The sequence below is a fragment of the Stutzerimonas sp. NM35 genome, assembly GCF_054604355.1.
Window position 1 is genome coordinate 3520630 of the sequence record NZ_CM137728.1, and the last position, 18156, is coordinate 3538785.

General features: G+C 63.5%; 18 protein-coding genes. 7 read left to right on the forward strand and 11 right to left on the reverse strand.

Features of this window, described 5'->3' with window-relative positions; all coding sequences use genetic code 11:
* Window positions 1–24: 24 nt before the first annotated feature.
* From ACYCFC_RS16210 to glcD, 4 genes are read right to left on the reverse strand one after another with little or no spacing between them, the layout of a single operon-like run.
* Window positions 25–624, reverse strand: coding sequence for a cysteine dioxygenase family protein (locus tag ACYCFC_RS16210; protein WP_181084733.1), 600 nt, complete (start codon window positions 622–624; stop codon window positions 25–27).
* A gap of 34 nt (window positions 625–658) precedes the next feature.
* Window positions 659–1876: a glycolate oxidase subunit GlcF gene (gene glcF / locus ACYCFC_RS16215; protein ID WP_459652223.1), complete on the reverse strand. Its 1218-nt coding sequence runs from the start codon at window positions 1874–1876 to the stop codon at window positions 659–661.
* Between the two features lie 6 nt (window positions 1877–1882).
* Window positions 1883–2941 (reverse strand): glycolate oxidase subunit GlcE, encoded by a 1059-nt coding sequence (gene glcE, locus ACYCFC_RS16220; protein ID WP_459652224.1) that lies wholly within the window; start codon window positions 2939–2941, stop codon window positions 1883–1885.
* Complete coding sequence (glcD, locus tag ACYCFC_RS16225; protein ID WP_459652225.1) at window positions 2941–4440, reverse strand: glycolate oxidase subunit GlcD; 1500 nt, start codon at window positions 4438–4440, stop codon at window positions 2941–2943. Before glcD ends, glcE begins: the two co-directional genes overlap by 1 nt.
* Before the next feature lie 231 nt (window positions 4441–4671).
* Here glcD and glcC point away from each other — a divergent pair, with 231 nt between their 5' ends.
* The 3 genes from glcC to ubiA all read left to right on the forward strand — a co-directional run bounded on the left by glcC (window position 4672) and on the right by ubiA (window position 7217).
* A complete protein-coding gene (glcC, locus tag ACYCFC_RS16230) occupies window positions 4672–5442 on the forward strand; it encodes a transcriptional regulator GlcC (RefSeq protein WP_459652226.1) in 771 nt (256 codons plus the stop codon).
* A 168-nt stretch (window positions 5443–5610) separates the two neighbouring features.
* On the forward strand, window positions 5611–6150 hold the full coding sequence (locus ACYCFC_RS16235; RefSeq protein WP_459652227.1) for a chorismate--pyruvate lyase family protein: 540 nt from the start codon (window positions 5611–5613) through the stop codon (window positions 6148–6150).
* A 170-nt stretch (window positions 6151–6320) separates the two neighbouring features.
* The gene (ubiA, locus tag ACYCFC_RS16240; protein ID WP_459652228.1) at window positions 6321–7217 is read left to right on the forward strand and encodes a 4-hydroxybenzoate octaprenyltransferase; all 897 of its coding nucleotides are present in this window, start codon (window positions 6321–6323) and stop codon (window positions 7215–7217) included.
* Window positions 7218–7235: 18 nt separating this feature from the next.
* Here the strand turns inward: ubiA and ACYCFC_RS16245 are convergent, their stop codons facing one another.
* Window positions 7236–7943 carry a sulfite exporter TauE/SafE family protein gene (locus ACYCFC_RS16245; protein WP_459652229.1) on the reverse strand — a complete coding sequence of 236 codons (708 nt, stop codon included), beginning with the start codon at window positions 7941–7943 and terminating at the stop codon, window positions 7236–7238.
* A 218-nt stretch (window positions 7944–8161) separates the two neighbouring features.
* On the opposite strand from ACYCFC_RS16245, the gene phoB reads away from it, so the two are divergent.
* From phoB to ACYCFC_RS16260, 3 genes are all read left to right on the forward strand, one after another.
* The gene (gene phoB / locus ACYCFC_RS16250) at window positions 8162–8851 is read left to right on the forward strand and encodes a phosphate regulon transcriptional regulator PhoB (protein ID WP_181084747.1); all 690 of its coding nucleotides are present in this window, start codon (window positions 8162–8164) and stop codon (window positions 8849–8851) included.
* A gap of 115 nt (window positions 8852–8966) precedes the next feature.
* Entirely contained in the window at window positions 8967–10262 is a 1296-nt protein-coding gene (gene phoR, locus ACYCFC_RS16255; RefSeq protein WP_459652230.1) for a phosphate regulon sensor histidine kinase PhoR, read from the forward strand.
* A gap of 93 nt (window positions 10263–10355) precedes the next feature.
* Window positions 10356–11696, forward strand: a complete 1341-nt coding sequence (locus ACYCFC_RS16260; RefSeq protein WP_459652231.1) for a hemolysin family protein — start codon at window positions 10356–10358, stop codon at window positions 11694–11696.
* Window positions 11697–11837: 141 nt separating this feature from the next.
* Here the strand turns inward: ACYCFC_RS16260 and ACYCFC_RS16265 are convergent, their stop codons facing one another.
* Together ACYCFC_RS16265 and ACYCFC_RS16270 are read right to left on the reverse strand one after the other, a co-directional pair.
* Window positions 11838–12734 (reverse strand): peptidoglycan DD-metalloendopeptidase family protein, encoded by an 897-nt coding sequence (locus ACYCFC_RS16265; RefSeq protein WP_459652232.1) that lies wholly within the window; start codon window positions 12732–12734, stop codon window positions 11838–11840.
* A gap of 183 nt (window positions 12735–12917) precedes the next feature.
* The gene (locus ACYCFC_RS16270; protein ID WP_459652233.1) at window positions 12918–13838 is read right to left on the reverse strand and encodes a response regulator; all 921 of its coding nucleotides are present in this window, start codon (window positions 13836–13838) and stop codon (window positions 12918–12920) included.
* A 175-nt stretch (window positions 13839–14013) separates the two neighbouring features.
* Between ACYCFC_RS16270 and ACYCFC_RS16275 the strand changes: the two genes are divergently transcribed.
* A complete protein-coding gene (locus ACYCFC_RS16275) occupies window positions 14014–14799 on the forward strand; it encodes a universal stress protein (protein ID WP_459652234.1) in 786 nt (261 codons plus the stop codon).
* A 6-nt stretch (window positions 14800–14805) separates the two neighbouring features.
* Here the strand turns inward: ACYCFC_RS16275 and ACYCFC_RS16280 are convergent, their stop codons facing one another.
* The 4 genes from ACYCFC_RS16280 to ACYCFC_RS16295 form a co-directional block, all read right to left on the reverse strand.
* On the reverse strand, window positions 14806–15585 hold the full coding sequence (locus tag ACYCFC_RS16280; RefSeq protein WP_181084759.1) for a ParA family protein: 780 nt from the start codon (window positions 15583–15585) through the stop codon (window positions 14806–14808).
* Window positions 15586–15678: 93 nt separating this feature from the next.
* On the reverse strand, window positions 15679–16473 hold the full coding sequence (locus tag ACYCFC_RS16285; protein WP_459652235.1) for a thymidylate synthase: 795 nt from the start codon (window positions 16471–16473) through the stop codon (window positions 15679–15681).
* Complete coding sequence (gene lgt, locus ACYCFC_RS16290) at window positions 16470–17264, reverse strand: prolipoprotein diacylglyceryl transferase (protein ID WP_459652236.1); 795 nt, start codon at window positions 17262–17264, stop codon at window positions 16470–16472. The genes ACYCFC_RS16285 and lgt overlap by 4 nt, the downstream gene beginning before the upstream one ends.
* 15 nt (window positions 17265–17279) lie before the next feature.
* Window positions 17280–18062 (reverse strand): sulfite exporter TauE/SafE family protein, encoded by a 783-nt coding sequence (locus ACYCFC_RS16295; protein ID WP_181085609.1) that lies wholly within the window; start codon window positions 18060–18062, stop codon window positions 17280–17282.
* Between the last annotated feature and the right edge of the window lie 94 nt (window positions 18063–18156).

Sequence of the window (18156 nt, forward strand, 5' to 3'; positions counted from 1 at the left end):
GCGGGCGGGTTAACGTCCGCTCGCTCAGGCTTCCTTGCTCAAATCCCAGATATTGGGCAGATGCTCGTTGCTATAGCCGGAAATGAACGGCTTCTCGCTGCCATCCGCCTGATAGACCGCACGCTTCACCGCGCCGATATTGCCGCCGTAGACATGAATGCTGACCGAGACACGGTCATCGAAGGCGTTGCTGACCTGATGGATATCACCGAGGGTCGGCGACACGCATTCGACCTCGCCGCGTTCGAGCCGCAGCGGCTCGCCGCAGGGCAGCAGCGAACCGTCGGCCTGGCGCTCGAAGCGCTGGCCAAGTTCGGCACCGCGCAGCATGCCGATCATGCCCCAGACCCGGTGGTCGTGTACCGGCGTGCGCTGACCGGGTCCCCAGACGAAACTGACCACCGAGAAGCGTTGCAGCGAATCGGCATGCAACAGGTACTGCAGGTAATGCTCGGGGTGCGGTTGCGCGTATTGTTCGGGCAACCAGTCGTCGTGCTCGACCAGTTGCCGCAACAATGTCTGCCCCTGATCGAGAAGTACCGCCTCAGCAGGCCGCCCCTCCAGCAGGGCGGCAAACTCGGTGACGAACCGGCGCAGCCGGTCCAGGCGCAAGGCTTTGCTCATAGCGGGTACTCCGATCGATTGCTTGCAGGCAGTTTCAGGTCATCGATTCCTCGACGATCTCGATCCAGTGCCGCACCGGCGTGCGACCGGCACCGTCGAGATGGGTCTGACAACCGATGTTGGCGGTGACGATGACTTCCGGCTTGCCGCTTTCCAGCGCAGTCAGCTTGTTGTCGCGCAACTGCTTGGACAGCTCCGGCTGGGTGATCGAATAGCTGCCCGCCGAACCACAGCACAGGTGCGCGTCCGGTACGGCGGTGAGCTGGAAGCCCAAACGGGTGAGCACATCTTCCACCGCGCCGCTCAGCTTCTGTGCGTGTTGCAGCGTGCAAGGGCAATGGAAGGCCATGCGCTTGTCCGCCTTGACGTCGAGCTTTTCCAGTTCCGCATCACGCAGCACTTCGACCAGATCCCTGGCCAGAGCACTGACCCGCGCGGCCTTGACGGCATAGGCCGGGTCGTCACGCAGCAGGTGACCGTAATCCTTGACGAAGGCGCCGCATCCACTGGCGGTCTGCACGATGGCTTCGGCACCCGCCTCGATGCTCGGCCACCAGGCGTCGATATTGCGCCGTGCGCGGTCCAGGCCAGCTTCCTGGGCGTTGAGGTGATAGTCCACGGCACCGCAACAGCCGGCTTCACGAATGGGCGTGATGCTGATCCCGAGCCGATCCAGTACCCGTGCGGTGGCCGCATTGGTATTGGGCGACAGGCTCGGCTGCACGCAGCCTTCGAGTATCAGCACGGTGCGCGCATGGATGGCCTGTGGTCGTTCGACGGGGGGCTGCACCTGGCGCGGCAGGTGCGCCTTGAGGCTGGCGGGCATCAGCGGACGCAGGGCATTGCCGGTAGTCAGCAGTGCCTTGAACAGCGTCGGACGTGGCACCACGGCGCGCAGGCCACCACGTACCAGGCGCTCGCCCAGGGTGCGGGGCACCTGCTGCTCGATGAAGTCGCGACCGATATCCAGCAGGTTGTGGTACTGCACCCCCGAGGGGCAGGTGGTTTCGCAGTTGCGGCAGGTCAGGCAGCGATCCAGGTGCAGCTGGGTGCTCTCGGTGACTTCGCCACCTTCGAACATCTGCTTCATCAGATAGATGCGTCCACGCGGGCCGTCCAGCTCGTCGCCGATCAACTGATAAGTCGGGCAGGTGGCATTGCAGAAACCGCAATGCACGCAGGAGCGCAGGATGCTCTCGGCTTCCTCGGCACGCGGCAGCTTCTTCGCGGCCTCACTCAAGTTCGTTTGCATACGTCGTCAGACCTCGGAATACATGCGGCCAGGGTTGAAAATCCCCTGCGGATCGAGCTGCGCCTTGAGTTGGCGGTGGTAGCGCAACAGCGGCTCGGCCAGCGGCTGGAACGGCTGGGCCACGGCACCGGCAGTGAAGCAGGTGGCGTGACCGCCGACTTCGCTGGCGATGGCGCGCACCGTCTCGGCGCTGGCGTCACTCTTCAGCCAGCGCTGAGCGCCGGCCCAGTCCACCAGCTGCTCGCCGGGCAACACGACTGCCGGTGTGTTATTGGGCAGCGACAGACGCCACAACGGCCTGGCATCGGCGAAGAAGGCCAGACGCTGCTCGCGCAGATCGCTCCAGTAGACGGCGCCAAGATCCTCGCCACCAATGCGCTCGCGCGCGGCGTTGACCGAGCCTTCGCCGCCTTCCAGACGCAGGTACAGCGCCTGTCCGTCATGGCTGGCGGCGCTGATCGGCACCGGCTGCTGGCCCCATTCGGCGAGCTTGAGCAGGGCGCGTTCCAGATCGATTTCCAGCCGCAGGCCGGTGCTCAGGCGCGGCTTGGGCAGCACTTTGAGCGACACCTCGGTGAGCACACCAAGGCAACCGAAGCTGCCAGCCATCAGGCGCGACAGGTCGTAGCCGGCGACGTTCTTCATCACCTCGCCACCGAAGCGCAGGTGCTTGCCCTGGCCGGTGATGACCCGCGTGCCGAGGACGAAATCACGCACCGAACCGCTCCACGGACGCCGTGGCCCGGACAACCCGGCCGTGACCATGCCGCCGACCGTGGCGCCTTCGGCGAAATGCGGCGGCTCGCAGGGCAACATCTGCCCGGCGGCGTCGAGCGCGGCTTCCAGCTCGGCCAGCGGGGTGCCGGCTCGGGCAGTGATCACCAGTTCGGTGGGGTCGTAGCTGACGATGCCGCGATGGGCGCGCACGTCCAGCAGCTGTCCCTCGACCGCGCGACCGAGAAATTTCTTGGTGCCGCCGCCCTGGATGCACATCGGCGTCTTGCTCGCCAGCGCCTGGTTGACCTGGTCCAGCAACTGCTCGCTGGCGTCGAATGAAACCGTCATCAGAAGCGCTCCAGTTCGGGGAAGGGCAGCTCGCCGTTGTGGATATGCATGCGGCCGAATTCGGCGCAGCGATGCAGGGTCGGGATGTTCTTGCCGGGGTTGAGCAGGCCGGTCGGGTCGAAGGCTGCTTTCACCGAGTGGAACAGGGTCAGCTCGTCGGCGTTGAACTGAGCGCACATCTGGTTGATCTTCTCGCGGCCCACACCGTGCTCGCCAGTGATGCTGCCGCCGACCTTCACGCAGAGTTCGAGAATCTTGCCGCCCAGGTCCTCGGCGCGTTCCAGCTCGCCCGGCTGGTTGGCATCGAAGAGGATCAGCGGGTGCATGTTGCCGTCGCCGGCATGGAACACGTTGGCCACGCGCAGGCCATAGTGCTCGGACAGCTCGGCAATGCCCCGGAGTACGCCCGGCAATTCGCGGCGTGGAATGGTGCCGTCCATGCAGTAGTAGTCCGGCGAAATCCGCCCGACCGCCGGGAAAGCGTTCTTGCGTCCGGCCCAGAAGCGCACGCGCTCGGCTTCGTCCCTGGCCAGGCGCACTTCGGTGGCGCCGGCCAGCTTCAACACGTCACTGACCCGCGCACAGTCGTCATGCACGTCGGCCTCGACACCGTCCAGCTCGCAGAGCAGGATAGCCTCGGCATCCACCGGGTAACCGGCATGGATGAAGTCTTCGGCGGCGCGGATCGACAGGTTGTCCATCATCTCCAGGCCGCCGGGGATGATGCCGGCGGCGATGATATCGCCCACCGCGCGCCCGGCCTTCTCCACCGAATCGAACGCGGCCAGCAGCACCTTGGCCACTTGCGGCTTGGGCAGCAGCTTGACCGTCACCTCGGTGACGATGCCGAGCATGCCCTCTGAGCCGGTGAACAGCGCCAGCAGGTCGAAGCCTGGGGAATCCAGCGCGTCGGAACCCAGCGTCATGCGCTCGCCCTCGACGGTGAGAATCTCCACCTTGAGCAGGTTGTGCACGGTCAGACCGTACTTCAGGCAGTGCACGCCACCGGCGTTCTCGGCGACGTTGCCGCCGATGGAACAGGCGATCTGCGAGGACGGGTCCGGCGCGTAGTACAGCTCGTAAGGCGCGGCAGCCTGAGAGATCGCCAGGTTGCGCACGCCGGGCTGGACGCGGGCGAAGCGCCCGGCGGGGTCGACTTCGAGAATCCTGTTGAAGCGCGCCATAACCAGCAGGATGCCCTGCTCCAGCGGCAGCGCCCCACCGGACAGGCCGGTGCCGGCACCACGGGCGACCACCGGAACACGCCGCTGGTGGCACAGCTTGAGAAGCGTTTCGACCTGCTCGATACGCTCGGGCAGCACCACCAGCATCGGCGTGGTGCGGTAGGCGGAGAGGCCATCGCACTCGTAGGGCTTGAGATCCTCGAGGCGGTGGAGAATCTCCAGATCGGGCAGTTGCGCCTGCAGCTCGGCCAGCAGCGCGGCCTTGTCCACCTTGGGCAGCTCGCCGTCGATGCGTTCGTCGTAGAGAATATTCATGGCAGTCGGTTGCTCTCGTTGTTCACCCTCAGCACGCCAGCTGCGGCGGAGTGCCGCATCATTAGCCCGAACGACTTGCCCAGTCCACTCTTGCCACAGCTGGTCGTACCAGTTTGGAAGAATATAAACTTCCTGCGGTCCTTTGCAGCATCAGCTTTCCGGGCCTTTGAGTATTTTTTCCTGGGAAAGGATACACTGAGTCGAAGCTGGTCCTACCACCATGGAAAGCTCATGTTCAACCAGATTGTTCCCGAAAAACGTCAGGTAGCGGATGTGGTAGCCGAACGTATCGAGCGCCTGATCATCGATGGCGTGCTCAAGGTCGGCCAGGCCCTGCCGTCGGAGCGCCGCCTGTGCGAAAAGCTCGGCATTTCCCGTTCGGCCATGCGTGAAGGCCTGCGCGTGCTGCGTGGACGCGGCATCATCGAAACGTCGCAGGGTCGTGGCTCCTTCGTCGCCCAGCTGTCCGGCAGGCATGATGCCTCGCCGCTGATGCACCTGTTCAGTTCGCAGCCACGCACCCTCTATGATCTGCTCGAAGTCCGCGCCCTGCTGGAAGGCGAGTCGGCACGCCTGGCGGCGCTGCGCGGCACCGAAGCGGACTTCATCCTGCTGCGTCGACGCTACGAGGAAATGCTCGCCGCACACAGCGACGAGGGCGCCGACCCGCGCGAACATGCACGCCTCGACCATGCGTTCCATCTTGCCGTGTGCGAAGCCTCGCACAACCCGGTGCTGGTGCACACGCTGCAATCGCTGACCGACCTGATGCTCTCCACGGTGTTCGCCTCGGTGAACAACCTCTATCACCGCCCGGTGCAGAAGCGTCAGATCGACCGCCAGCACTCGCGGCTGTTCCATGCGGTCACCGAGCGCCTGCCCGACCAGGCCCAGCGCGCCGCCCGCGACCATATCCACGGCATCCGCGACAACCTCAGGGAAATCGAGCAGGAAGAACAACGGTTGGTGCGTGCAACGATGCGACTGGAGGGGTGGACGTAGGGTGGATGTCGCTTTTTACATCCACCGTAACGCCCTCACGGTGGATCGATGAAGCGTGATCCACCCTACGAGGACCGCTGCTTGTTCGTCCGGTCTCCCGCTTCAAGCGCTCTTATCGGCTTTCTTGCTAGACTCCCCGCCTTTCCTGAACCACACCCTCTATCGCCTGTGTCCGAATTTCACCATTGGCTGAGCGCCGACCAACTGCCCGCGCCGCTCGATCCGCTGCAGCATGACTGGCTCTATGTCGACAAGGGCTCGCTGACCCGTCGCCTCACCCGCCTCGCCGACGGTGCGTTCAGCGTGACGCCGCTGCGCGAAGGCTGGCAGCGACTGCGTGACGACGAATGCGCAGCGCTTGGCGTGGCGCAGGGCAGCCAGGGCTGGGTGCGTGAAGTGTATCTGCGCGGACATGGCGAACCCTGGGTGTTCGCCCGCAGTGTGGCGGCGCGCAGCGCACTGGAAGATTCAGGCTTCGACCTGCAACGCCTGGGCAGCCGCTCGCTGGGCGAGCTGCTGTTCAGCGACCAGGCCTTTGCCCGCGGCCCGCTCGAAGCCATGCGCTATCCCGACGCCTGGCTGCCCGAGGACATGCGCCAGACGCAGCTCTGGGCCAGGCGCTCCTGCTTCAGCCGGGGCACACTGGGCGTGCTGGTCGCCGAGGTATTTCTGCCCGCCCTATGGCACGCGGCGCAACGCGACCGCTGAGAACCTGCTCAAAGCCTGCTGCGCGTCGGCACTGCTGCGTTAAAAACAGGCTCGGACTACTCATTTACAACTGTAAACTCCGTGTCCTCGCCTGTTTTTGCCTTGCATTGCTCTAGCTCGCGAGACTTTGAATAGGTTCTGAGCAGTCCATTTCACCAGGAGGCCCATCGATGTATCTGAAGCTTCTGCAATCCAGCAATCGCCTGCATCCGCGCGCCTTCGACTTCATCCAGCTGATGCGTCTGGACCGCCCCATCGGCACCTACCTGCTGCTGTGGCCGACGCTCGGCGCCCTGTGGATCGCCGGCGCAGGCTCACCCAGCATCAAGAACCTGGTCATCTTCACCCTCGGTGTGATCCTGATGCGCGCCGCCGGCTGCGTGATCAACGATTTCGCCGACCGCAACTTCGACGGCCACGTCAGCCGCACCAGGAACCGCCCGCTGGCCACCGGCAAGGTCACCACCAAGGAAGCCTGGATTCTCTTCGCGGTGCTGGTGGCGCTGAGCTTCGGCTTGGTGCTGCTGACCAACGCGGCGACCATCTGGCTGTCCTTCGGCGCACTGGGCGTCGCGGCGCTCTACCCCTTCATGAAGCGCTACACCTATTACCCGCAGGTGGTGCTGGGCGCGGCCTTTTCCTGGGGCATCCCGATGGCCTTCACCGCCGAGACCGGCAGCCTGCCGGCGGAAGCCTGGCTGCTGTTCATCGCCAACATGGTCTGGACCGTCGGCTACGACACCTATTACGCCATGGCCGACCGTGAGGACGACCTGAAGATCGGCATCAAGTCCACCGCCGTCCTGTTCGGCGAGGCCGACCGTATCATCATCCTCACCTTGCAGGGGCTGGCGCTGTTCTGCCTGATCCTGGCAGGCGTGCGCTTCGGGCTGGGCCAGTGGTTCCACCTCGGCCTGTTCATCGCCGCTGCCTGCTTCGCCTGGGAATTCTGGACGACCCGCTCACGCGATCCGCTCATCTGTTTCAAGGCCTTTCTGCACAATCACTGGGCCGGATTGGCGATCTTGCTGGGGATCATGCTGGATTACGCCGTAACGGCGGGCTGAAGGAGACGGTGACTCGGGTTATTGCACCAGCAGCAATGCTCCCGAAACGAAGGCGAACAGCAGGACGAAGCGGCGCAAGCGGTGCTCATCAAGAACGCTTCGAGCCCAATGGCTGGCCAGCAGACCCACGGCCAGCGGTACACACAGCCCCAACAGAGGCGATAGCTGTTCCGCTTGCAGATGACCTCCGGCAGCGAGCACAACTAGGGAAATGACCTCGCCGATGAGAAAGCACAGCGCTACCGAGCCACGCAGGGTAGCCACGGGCGAGTGCTGGTAGACCAGAGCCAGAGGCGGACCGCCGATACCGGTAGCGGTTTCGGTGATGCCGGTGATGATGCCCGTGGAGACGAACGCCCTGCGCCCCGGCACGAAGCTCGGCGCCAGCCAGGTGGCCAGGCAGGCGGCGATAGTGGACACCCCGATGAGCAGGTTGAGCTGGGACAGAGGCAGCCAGAACAACACCCAGACCCCGCCGAAAGTGCCGAAGAGCCGCCCCAGCGTGATCCAGGAGGTGCCCCGAAGATCGATCGCCTCACGCTCTCGCCAGGCGATAACGGTATTCAGCGGCAGCATCAGTACCAGCAGGCAGATGGGCAGCAGCTTCGGCTCCAGCAAGCCCATTACGGGTGCCACGATGAGGGCGAAGCCCATGCCCGTTGCCCCTTGGATGAGGGCGCCTGCGGCGACAGCGAGGGCAATGATGTAGAAAGACTCGATGGGCATGGCATTCCGGTATTTTTTAGAAGTATAAGGCGTCAGCGAATCCATTTGGCTCATGAGCCCGAGGGCGCTCCTGGCAGAGATCAAGTTCATTTCGCCCTGTTTTCTCGTTCATCCGCTCGCCATGGCGCTTGTCGACTATCCCTGCCTCCATCCCTGTAACATCCCTGCAATATTTCCGTTATCTAATGCCGAACGACAAAAGCGGACCGAGAGCGGACATGAATGGCAAATGCATACTGATCGTCGATGACGAAGCACCGATTCGCGAGATGATCATGGTGGCCCTGGAAATGGCCGGCTACGAATGCCTCGAGGCAGACAATGCGCAGCATGCCCACGCGCTGGTCGTTGATCGCCAGCCGGATCTGATTCTGCTCGACTGGATGCTGCCCGGCACTTCGGGTATCGAGCTGGCGCGCCGCCTCAAGCGCGAGGACCTGACGGCCAACACACCGATCATCATGCTCACCGCCAAAGACGCCGAAGACAACAAGATCCAGGGCCTGGAAGTCGGCGCCGACGATTACATCACCAAGCCCTTCTCCCCACGCGAACTGGTGGCACGCCTGAAAGCGGTGCTGCGCCGTGCCGCGCCCAACGACAACGAGACACCCATCGAGATCGGTGGCCTGCTGCTCGACCCCGTCAGCCATCGCGTCACCATCGACGGCATTCCGGCGGAAATGGGGCCGACCGAGTACCGACTGCTGCAGTTCTTCATGACGCATCAGGAACGCGCCTATACGCGCGGCCAGTTGCTCGACCAGGTCTGGGGCGGCAATGTGTACGTCGAGGAGCGCACCGTGGACGTGCATATTCGCCGGCTACGCAAGGCTCTGGGCGAAACCTACGAGAATCTGGTGCAGACCGTACGCGGCACCGGCTATCGTTTTTCGACCAAGAGCTGAAGACACCGCAACCGCCTGGGTTTTCAAGAGCATTGAAGATGATCCCGATCAGGCGGCCACAATACGCAGACAGCATTCAACAGTCCGATATCCGGGCGGCCAAGGAGTGTGAGCAGTGAACCAAGACTGGCAAGGCGCCCTGGTGCGCCGCCTGCTTCTGCTGTTGGCCGGCTGCCTGCTGATCGGGCTGATCACGGGCGAGTACGCCTGGGCGCTGGTGCTGGGCCTGGGTGGCTACCTCGCCTGGACGTTGCAGCAGATGCGCCGCCTGCAACAGTGGCTCAAGCGCGAGCAGCCGGACAAACCGCCACCGGACAGCCACGGAATCTGGGGCGATATCTTCGACAACCTGTACAAGTTGCAACGCCGCGACCTGCAGCTGCGCGGACAGCTGCAGTCGGTGATCGACCGCGTGCAAGGCTCTACCACCGCCCTGAAAGACGCGGTGATCATGCTCGACAGCGACGCCAATCTGGAGTGGTGGAATCCGGCCGCCGAGCGCCTGCTGGGCCTGAAAAAACCGCAGGACAGCGGCCATCCGGTGACCAACCTGGTTCGCCACCCCAGCTTCAAGGAATATTTCGACAGCGGTCGCCATGAGGAACCACTGGAGCTTTCCTCGCCGGTCAATGACCGCCTCTGGCTGCAGATCACCATTACCCGCTATGGCAACAGCGAATACCTGATGGTAGGACGTGATATCACCCGCTTGCACCAGCTGGAACAGATGCGCAAGGATTTCGTCGCCAATGTGTCCCACGAACTGCGCACCCCGCTGACGGTGATCGCCGGCTATCTGGAAACCATGCTCGAGCACAGCGAAGAAAACAGCCCGCGCTGGACACGTGCGCTGCGGCAGATGAATCAGCAGGCCGATCGCATGCAGCACTTGCTCAACGACCTGCTGCTGCTGGCCAAACTGGAAGCCACCGACCCTCCCGCAAGCGCCAGGCCCGTCAATGTGGCGGCTCTGCTGGAGTCGATCCGCAACGATGCCTTGGCCCTGTCAGCCGAGCAGCAGCACGTCATCAGCCTCGACGCGGACGCCACGCTGGCACTGCGCGGCAGCGACTCGGAATTGCGCAGCGCCTTCTCCAACCTGCTGTTCAATGCGGTGAAATACAGCCCCCCGGGCGGACGGATTCACCTGCGCTGGTGGCAGGACGAATACGGTGCGCACCTGGCCGTGGAGGACTCGGGCATCGGCATCGAGCCCAAACATCTGCCGCGCCTGACCGAGCGTTTCTACCGGGTCGACTCCAGCCGCGCCAGCAGCACCGGCGGCACCGGTCTCGGCCTGGCCATCGTCAAGCACGTGCTGCTGCGTCATCAGGGCCGCCTGGATATCGACAGCACGCCCGGCAAGGGCAGCACCTTTACCTGCAGCTTCCCGCACGCGCGGACGGTGTGAGCCGCAGAGCACCGGCGCCTCGTGCGACCTGCCTCTTGAAAAGTTGGCCAGCGAGCCCCATTGTGCTGCGATCATCAGCTACCCGAAACCTTCATGGACCCCTCCCCCGCGTATAACGACCCCTCTTATTTCGCCGATTTCGGCCTGATTCTCTTTGCCCTGTTCCTGGTCCTGCTCAACGGATTCTTCGTTGCCGCAGAGTTCGCCATGGTCAAGCTGCGCGCGACCAAGGTCGAGGCCATTGCCAGCCAGCACGGCTGGCGCGGGCATATCCTGCGCAAGGTGCACAACCAGCTGGACGCCTATCTGTCCGCCTGCCAGCTGGGCATCACCCTGGCTTCGCTGGGTCTGGGCTGGGTTGGCGAGCCGGCCTTCGCCCACCTGCTGGAGCCGCTGCTGGCGATGCTCGGCATCGACTCCCCGGTCCTGCTCCACGGCATCGCCTTCTTCACCGCCTTCTTCATCATTTCCTACCTGCATATCGTGATCGGCGAGCTGGCGCCCAAGTCGTGGGCGATCCGCAAACCCGAGCTGCTGTCGCTCTGGACGGCGGTGCCGCTGTACCTGTTCTACTGGCTGATGTACCCGGCGATCTACCTGCTCAACGCCAGCGCCAACGCCATCCTGCGCATCGCCGGCCAGGGCGAGCCCGATGGCAATTACGAGCACCATTACAGTCGCGAAGAACTGAAACTGATCCTGCACTCCAACCGCGCCCTGGACCCGACCAACGCGCAGATCCAGGTACTCGCCTCGGCGGTCGAGATGAGCGAGCTGGAAGTGGCCGACTGGGCCAACTCCCGCGAGGACCTGCTGCAGCTGGAGCATGACGCGCCGCTGGCGCATATCCTCGACGTGATCCGCTTTCACAAGTACAGCCGCTATCCGGTCTACGACCGCGAACGGGGCGAATACACCGGCCTGCTGCACATCAAGGACCTGCTGCTGGCGCTGGCCAGCGACGACAAGCTGGCCGAGAACTTCCACCTCGACGAGCTGCTGCGCCCGCTGGAGCGCGTTTCCCGCCACCTGCCCCTGAGCGACCTGCTGGAACAATTTCGCCAGGGTGGCGCGCACTTCGTGCTGGTCGAGGAAGGCGATCACAAGGTGGTGGGCTTCCTCACCATGGAAGACGTACTGGAGGTGCTGGTCGGCGACATTCAGGACGAACACCGCAAGACCGAGCGCGGCATCCTCACCTACCAGCCGGGCAAGCTGCTGGTACGCGGCGACACCCCGCTGTTCAAGGTCGAGCGCCTGCTCCACGTCGATCTCGATCATATCGAAGCCGATACCCTGGCCGGCCTGATCTACGAAACCCTCAAGCGTGTGCCCGAGGAAAACGAAGAGCTGCAGGTCGAAGGGCTGCGGATCGTCATCAAGAAAATGCGCGGCCCGAAGATCATTCTGGCCAAGGTGCTAAAGCAGGGGTGAAGCAGCTGCAAGCTGCAAGCCAGCGTAGGGTGGATGTCGCTTTTTACATCCACCGTGACTCCGCTCGTCGGGTCGGTAAAGCGTGACCCGACCTACAGCTGTCGGGCTTTCTTGCAGCTTATGGCTTGAAGCTTGAGGCTGCTACTCCCCACCCACGGCGAAATTCGGCAGGCTGCCCACCGGTCGGGAGAACTCGAAGGGAATCGACTCGACCGTCAGGCCGACGTTGCGCTGAACCACGAAGTGCAGATGCGGGCCGGTGCTGTTGCCGGTGTTGCCCGAGCGGGCGAGGCTGCTGCCGGCGCTGACGCGCTGGCCTTCGCGCACCGCCACCGAGCCCTTCATCAGGTGCAGATAGACGCCCATGGTGCCGTCGTCATGCAGGATGCGCACGAAGTTGCCTGCGGGATTGTTGCCGCGCCCGCTCTGCTCGTTCTCCACCCGTACCACCATGCCGCCACGCGCCGCCACGATGGGCGTGCCCTCGGGCATGGCGATATCCACCGCATAGCGGCCCTTGGGCGTGAAATGGCTGTACTGGCCGTTGGCGCCCTGGGTCAGGCGGAAGGGCCCGCCGCGCCAGGGCAGCGGATACTTGTAGGGTTTGGGTAGCAGACGCGGATCACCCAGCGCGTGGCGCAGCCTGGGCGTGTATTTCAGCGGGCGGGACGGATCACGCGGCGCGAGCGTCGCCAGACGAATCTGGCTGCGTGGCGGCAGTACCCAGCGAATCGGTTTGTCCGGCACTCCGAGTGCATTCTGCACGCCATCGAACTTCAGCTCGATGTCCACCGGCGCATAGAGGTCGTTGCGCACCAGCAGGGTTTCGCCGGCGGCATGCTTGCGCGTTTCCAGTTTCACCTGGTTGTCGAGCTTTTCGACCATACGGTCATTGAAGGTGAACACGGCTGCGCCCGGTACGGCCTGATCGCTGTAGGTGACCACGCCATTGGCATCGGTGTATTTGTAGATCGTCAACGCCGAGACCGGCAGGGCCAGCAAGGACAATCCGAGCAGCGCGAAAATGCGTCCCGACATAACGGCAACTTCATGGTGTGTGCAGAAGCCGCAGACTAGCAGCGCAACTGCCTTCGCGCGAGCCGCCAACCGCCGGGGTGTGAAGCGGATCATCACCGGGATGCGCGGCAATCGACAGGATCCGACGGAAGGTCGCGACCCCGGAGCGCAATACACGGCACGTCTTGTGGGGCCTTCTCCGCCTCAGGCGCCGGGTATGAAATGCCGCTGCGCCGTACCACGGGCGATCAGGCGTGACAGATAGTCGAGTTTCTGCGGGTCGCGATCGACGAAACGGAAGGTCAGCTGCAGCCATTCGCTATCGGGTTTCGGCTCGAACGCGGCCACCGCATGCAGATAGCCGTTGAGTCTAGCCACTTCACCGGCTTCGCCCTGTTCCAGATCGAGCACGGCGCCCTCCAGCACCTGCGGCAGCTTTTCCCCACGCCGGATCACCAGCAATCCTTCCTTGAGGCTCAGTGCCTTGATCACACAGGTGAGCGTGCCTGAAGCCAGGCGCAACTGTCCTTGCCCGCGCCCGCTGGCGGCGGCAGGCTTTTCCATGCGTGGCGCGATGAGCGGCGCGGCAGCAGTCGGCGTCGGGTTTTCCAGCGCGTCTGGAATGCTGGGCGCCGCCGGCTTGAGCACCTCGGCCTTGCCTCCGGTCAGCGCAGCCAGCGAATCGTTGGCAAGGCCCGTGGAGAGAGTGCGTACGGGCGCACTGGCAGCCAGCGCATCGAGCTTGCCGGCCCGCCCCAGCGCCTTGCGCACCTTGCCGGTCAGTTGCTCGTTGGTGAAGGGCTTGCCGATGAAATCGGACACCCCGGACTGGATCGCCTGCACCACGTTTTCCTTGTCACCACGGCTGGTGACCATGATGAATGGCACACTCTTCAGCCGTTCCTGTCCGCGACACCAGTCCAGCAACTCCAGTCCGGACATCTCGGGCATTTCCCAATCGCAAAGAATCAGGTCGAAACGCTCACGATCGAGCATCTGCTGGGCCTTGCGCCCGTTCACCGCTTCCTCGATGCGGATACCCGGAAAATGACCGCGCAGCCCTTTCTTGACCAGATCACGGATGAAAGGCGCGTCATCCACCACCAGCACACTGACCTTGCTCATCACTCGCTCCTGCTTGAATGAACGCCAGCATAGCGGCAGCCGCCGGTCGAAAAAAGCTCGGCGGCCCGCCGCCGTGCATTTGCGCCTCTGGCAACGGCGCTACGACGCCGCCACACAGGACAACTACAGGACTGCGCGGCATACTGCTCACCTTCGTTCAGCCCGCGAGGCCAGCATGGTTCAGCACATACTCGTCGCCCACGACCTCAGTCCGGAAGCCGACCTGGCGCTGCGCCGCGCAGCACAACTGGCACGCCAAGGCAATGCACGCCTGAGCCTGCTGCACGTGCTGGATGAGCACGGCGATGAGCGACAGGCCCGCAGCTATCTGCATACAAGGCTGGAGGAGACGGGGTTCGGCGAGCTGCAACCCTGGATCCGCCGCGGACGCCCCGTGGAGGAAGTCCTCACCCAGGCGACCGGGCTGGAAGCGGACCTGCTGGTGCTCGGCCAGCACCATCGTCAGTCGCCCCAGGGTTTCGCCGGCACCACCCTGGAGCGCATCCTGCTGGCCTGCCCGATTCCCCTGCTGCTGGCCGTCGCGCCGGCACAGCCCTACTCCCGCGCCCTGGCCGCACTGGACTACTCGCGTTGCGCCAGCCGCGCCCTGCAGACGGCCTGGCAGTTATTGCCGGTCGCCGCCGAGCTGACCGCGCTGAATATCCACGAAGTGGCTGAAGTGCACAGCCCGGACGCAGACGAGCTGGCGCTGCAGCAGGAGTTGTTCGAGCAACTGATCGAGGACCTGCGTGACGAGCTGGACGACAATGGCGCATTGCTCAAATCGACCCTGCGTCAGGGTGAGCGCAGCAACTGCCTGGACTCGGCCATTGCCGAACTGCAACCGCAACTGCTCGCCCTCGGCGGCCATAGCCGTGGCGAGATGAGCAGCGCGCTGCTCGGCAGCCTGACCCGGCAATACCTCGACCAGCCACCCTGCGACATACTGATCGCACGCTGAAGCGCGCTACGAATCAGGCGCGCCCTCAAGGTATTCATGCAGCTCGACGAACTGCCGGGTCAGCTTGTGGCGTGGGTCGAAATGGATCAACGGCATGCAGGCCTGGTGCGATTCGCGCATCCGCACCGAACTCATCAGATGCACCGGCAGGACCGGCAGCCCCTCGGCCAGCATTTCGTCGATCATCTGCTGCGGCAGCGCTGCCCGTGGTTGCAACTGGTTGACCACGATGCCTTCGACTTGCAAAGCCTCGTTGTGGTCTTCCTGCAGCTCCTCGATCTCCTCGAGCAGACCGTACAGGGCCTGTCGGGAGAAGCTGTCGCAATCAAAAGGAATCAGGCACCGATCAGCCGCGATAAGCGCAGAAACCGTATAAAAGTTGAGCACTGGCGGCGTATCGATATAGATGCGCTCATAGTCCTCATCAAGGCCGTCCAAGAACTTTCGCAGCTTGTTGATCTTGTGCTTGGCTTCGAGCTTGGGCTGAAGATCCGCCAGTTCGGCGGTGGCGGTAATCAGGTGCAGGTTGTCGAAGCGCGTTTCGATGATCGGCGGACGCGCCTTCTTGCCCGCCGCGCCACCTGCCAGCACCTGCTTGAAGAAATCCGCGATGCCGGTAGGGATATCAACCCCGGTCATCCCGGTGAGGTAATGGCTGGAGTTGGCCTGGGCATCGAGATCGATCAGCAGCGTGCGATAACCCTGTGAGGCGCTGACAGCAGCCAGATTGCAGGCAATGCTGGACTTGCCGACACCCCCCTTCTGATTGAACACGACCCTGCGCATGCCATAGCTCCCTGAAAACGATTCGGTCGAGTCTATAGGGCAAATATGACAACGTGATTAAACCAGCGAGCTTTTGCGACCAAAGTTCAGGAGCTACACCGCTACTGGCGCCTTGATGTGCGGATGCGCCTGATAATCGACCAGCTCGAAATCCTCGAAGCGGAAGGCGAACAGATCCTTCACCTGCGGATTGAGCTTCATCGTCGGCAACGGCAGCGGCTCGCGGGTCAATTGCAGATCGGCCTGCTCCAGGTGGTTGGCGTACAGATGGCAGTCACCGCCGCTCCAGATGAACTCGCCGGGCTCGAGGTCGCAGACCTGCGCCACCATCAGCGTCAGCAAGGCATAGCTGGCGATATTGAAGGGCACGCCGAGGAAGATGTCCGCCGAGCGCTGGTAGAGCTGGCAACTGAGCCTGCCGTCGGCGACGTAGAACTGGAACAGCGCGTGGCACGGCGGCAGGGCCATCTGGTCGACCAGCGCAGGGTTCCAGGCCGAGACGATCAGGCGGCGCGAGTCCGGATTGCTTTTGATCATGTCCACCAGCTTGGCGATCTGGTCCACCGACTCGCCATTGGGCGCCGGCCAGTTGCGCCACTGGTAGCCGTAGACCGGCCCCAGCTCGCCATTTTCGTCGGCCCACTCGTCCCAGATACGCACGCCGTTTTCCTGCAGGTAGCGCACATTGGTATCGCCCTGCAGGAACCACAGCAGCTCGTGGATGATGGATTTGAGGTGGCACTTCTTGGTGGTTACCAGCGGAAAGCCATCGGCCAGGTCGAAGCGCATCTGATGGCCGAACACGCTGTAGGTGCCGGTGCCGGTGCGGTCGCTCTTGAAGGTGCCGTTCTCGCGCACATGGCGCATCAGGTCGAGATACTGTTTCATGCCTTTGCCTCCCCCTTGTTATAGCCCCACACCATGAATGCAGCACCGAGCAGAATCATGGGTATGCACAGCACCTGCCCCATGGTCAGCCAGCCGAAAGCCAGATAGCCGAGCTGGGCATCCGGCACGCGGACGAACTCGACGATAAAGCGGAAAATCCCGTAGCACACGGCGAACAACCCGGACACCGCCATGGTCGGCCTTGGCTTGCGCGAATAGAACCAGAGGATCAGGAACAGCGCGACGCCTTCCAGCGCGAACTGGTAGAGCTGCGAGGGATGCCGCGCCAGCTGCTGCGGGTCGGTGGGGAAGACCATCGCCCAGGGTACGTCGGTGACCTTGCCCCACAGCTCGGCATTGATGAAGTTGCCGATACGCCCGGCGCCCAGGCCGATGGGCACGAAGGGCGCGATGAAGTCCATCAGCTCGAAGAAGCTCTTGCCGTTGCGCCGGGCGAAGATCCAGGTGCACAGCAGCACACCGATCAGACCACCATGAAAGGACATGCCACCCTTCCATACCTGCAGGATCAGGCTCGGGTCGTTGAGATAGGCGGCCAGGTCGTAGAACAGCACATAGCCCAGGCGACCCCCGACGATCACCCCCATGGCCACCCAGAACACCAGATCGGAGAGCTTGTCCTTGTTCCATTCCGGGGCGAAGCGCTGCATCCGGCGCGACGCCAGCCACCAGGCGCCGCCGATGCCGATCAGGTACATCAGGCCGTACCAGTGAATCTGCAACGGCCCCAGGGAAACGGCCACGGGGTCTATCTGCGGATAGGGCAGCATCCAGCGCTCCTCACTTCAAATCAGGAAATTGATACCAACGCTCAGCAGCAGCAGCGCAAACAGCCGCCTGAGCACTTTCGGCGACAGGCGATGCGCCAGATTGGCGCCATGCCGGGCGAAATACATGCTGGTGACGGCAATACCGACTATCGCCGGCAGGTAGACGAAACCGAAGCTCCACTGCGGCAGTTGCTCATTGTGCCAGCCGACCACCATGAAGCTCAGCGTTCCGGCGATGGCAATCGGCAGGCCGCAGGCGGCAGAGGTGGCGACCGCCTGCTGTATCGGTACGCTGCGCCAGCTGAGAAAGGGCACCGTCAGCGAGCCGCCACCGATGCCGAAGATCGCCGATGCCCAGCCGATCACCACGCCGGCCAGGGACAACGCCGGCTTGCCCGGCACGTCACCACTGGCCTTGGGCATAAGCTCGAAGCCCATCTGGATGGCCATGAGGATCGCGAACACACCGATGATCTTCTGCAGAACCGGGCCTTGGATCATATGGGCGGTCAGGCTGCCCAGTACGGCGCCAAGGATGATACCGAGGGTCATCCAGTACACCAGCGGCCAGCGCACCGCGCCCCTGCGCTGATGCGCCAGGACCGAATTGATCGAGGTAAAGACGATGGTCGCCAGAGAAGTGCCAACGGCCAGATGCGTCAGAATTTCCGGCGCGAAGCCTTGCAGGGTAAAGCTGAACACCAGCACCGGCACGATCACCATCCCGCCGCCGACGCCAAACAGGCCGGCCGTCAAACCGGCCAGCGCGCCAAGAAACAGATAAAGCACGAACTCCATCGGAGTCACCCAGAAAAAACAAAGCGGCATGGTAGCTGAAAAGCGGGCTGGAAGCTGGACGAGACTGGGCCAGGTTCCCGTCAGGCCTTTCCTC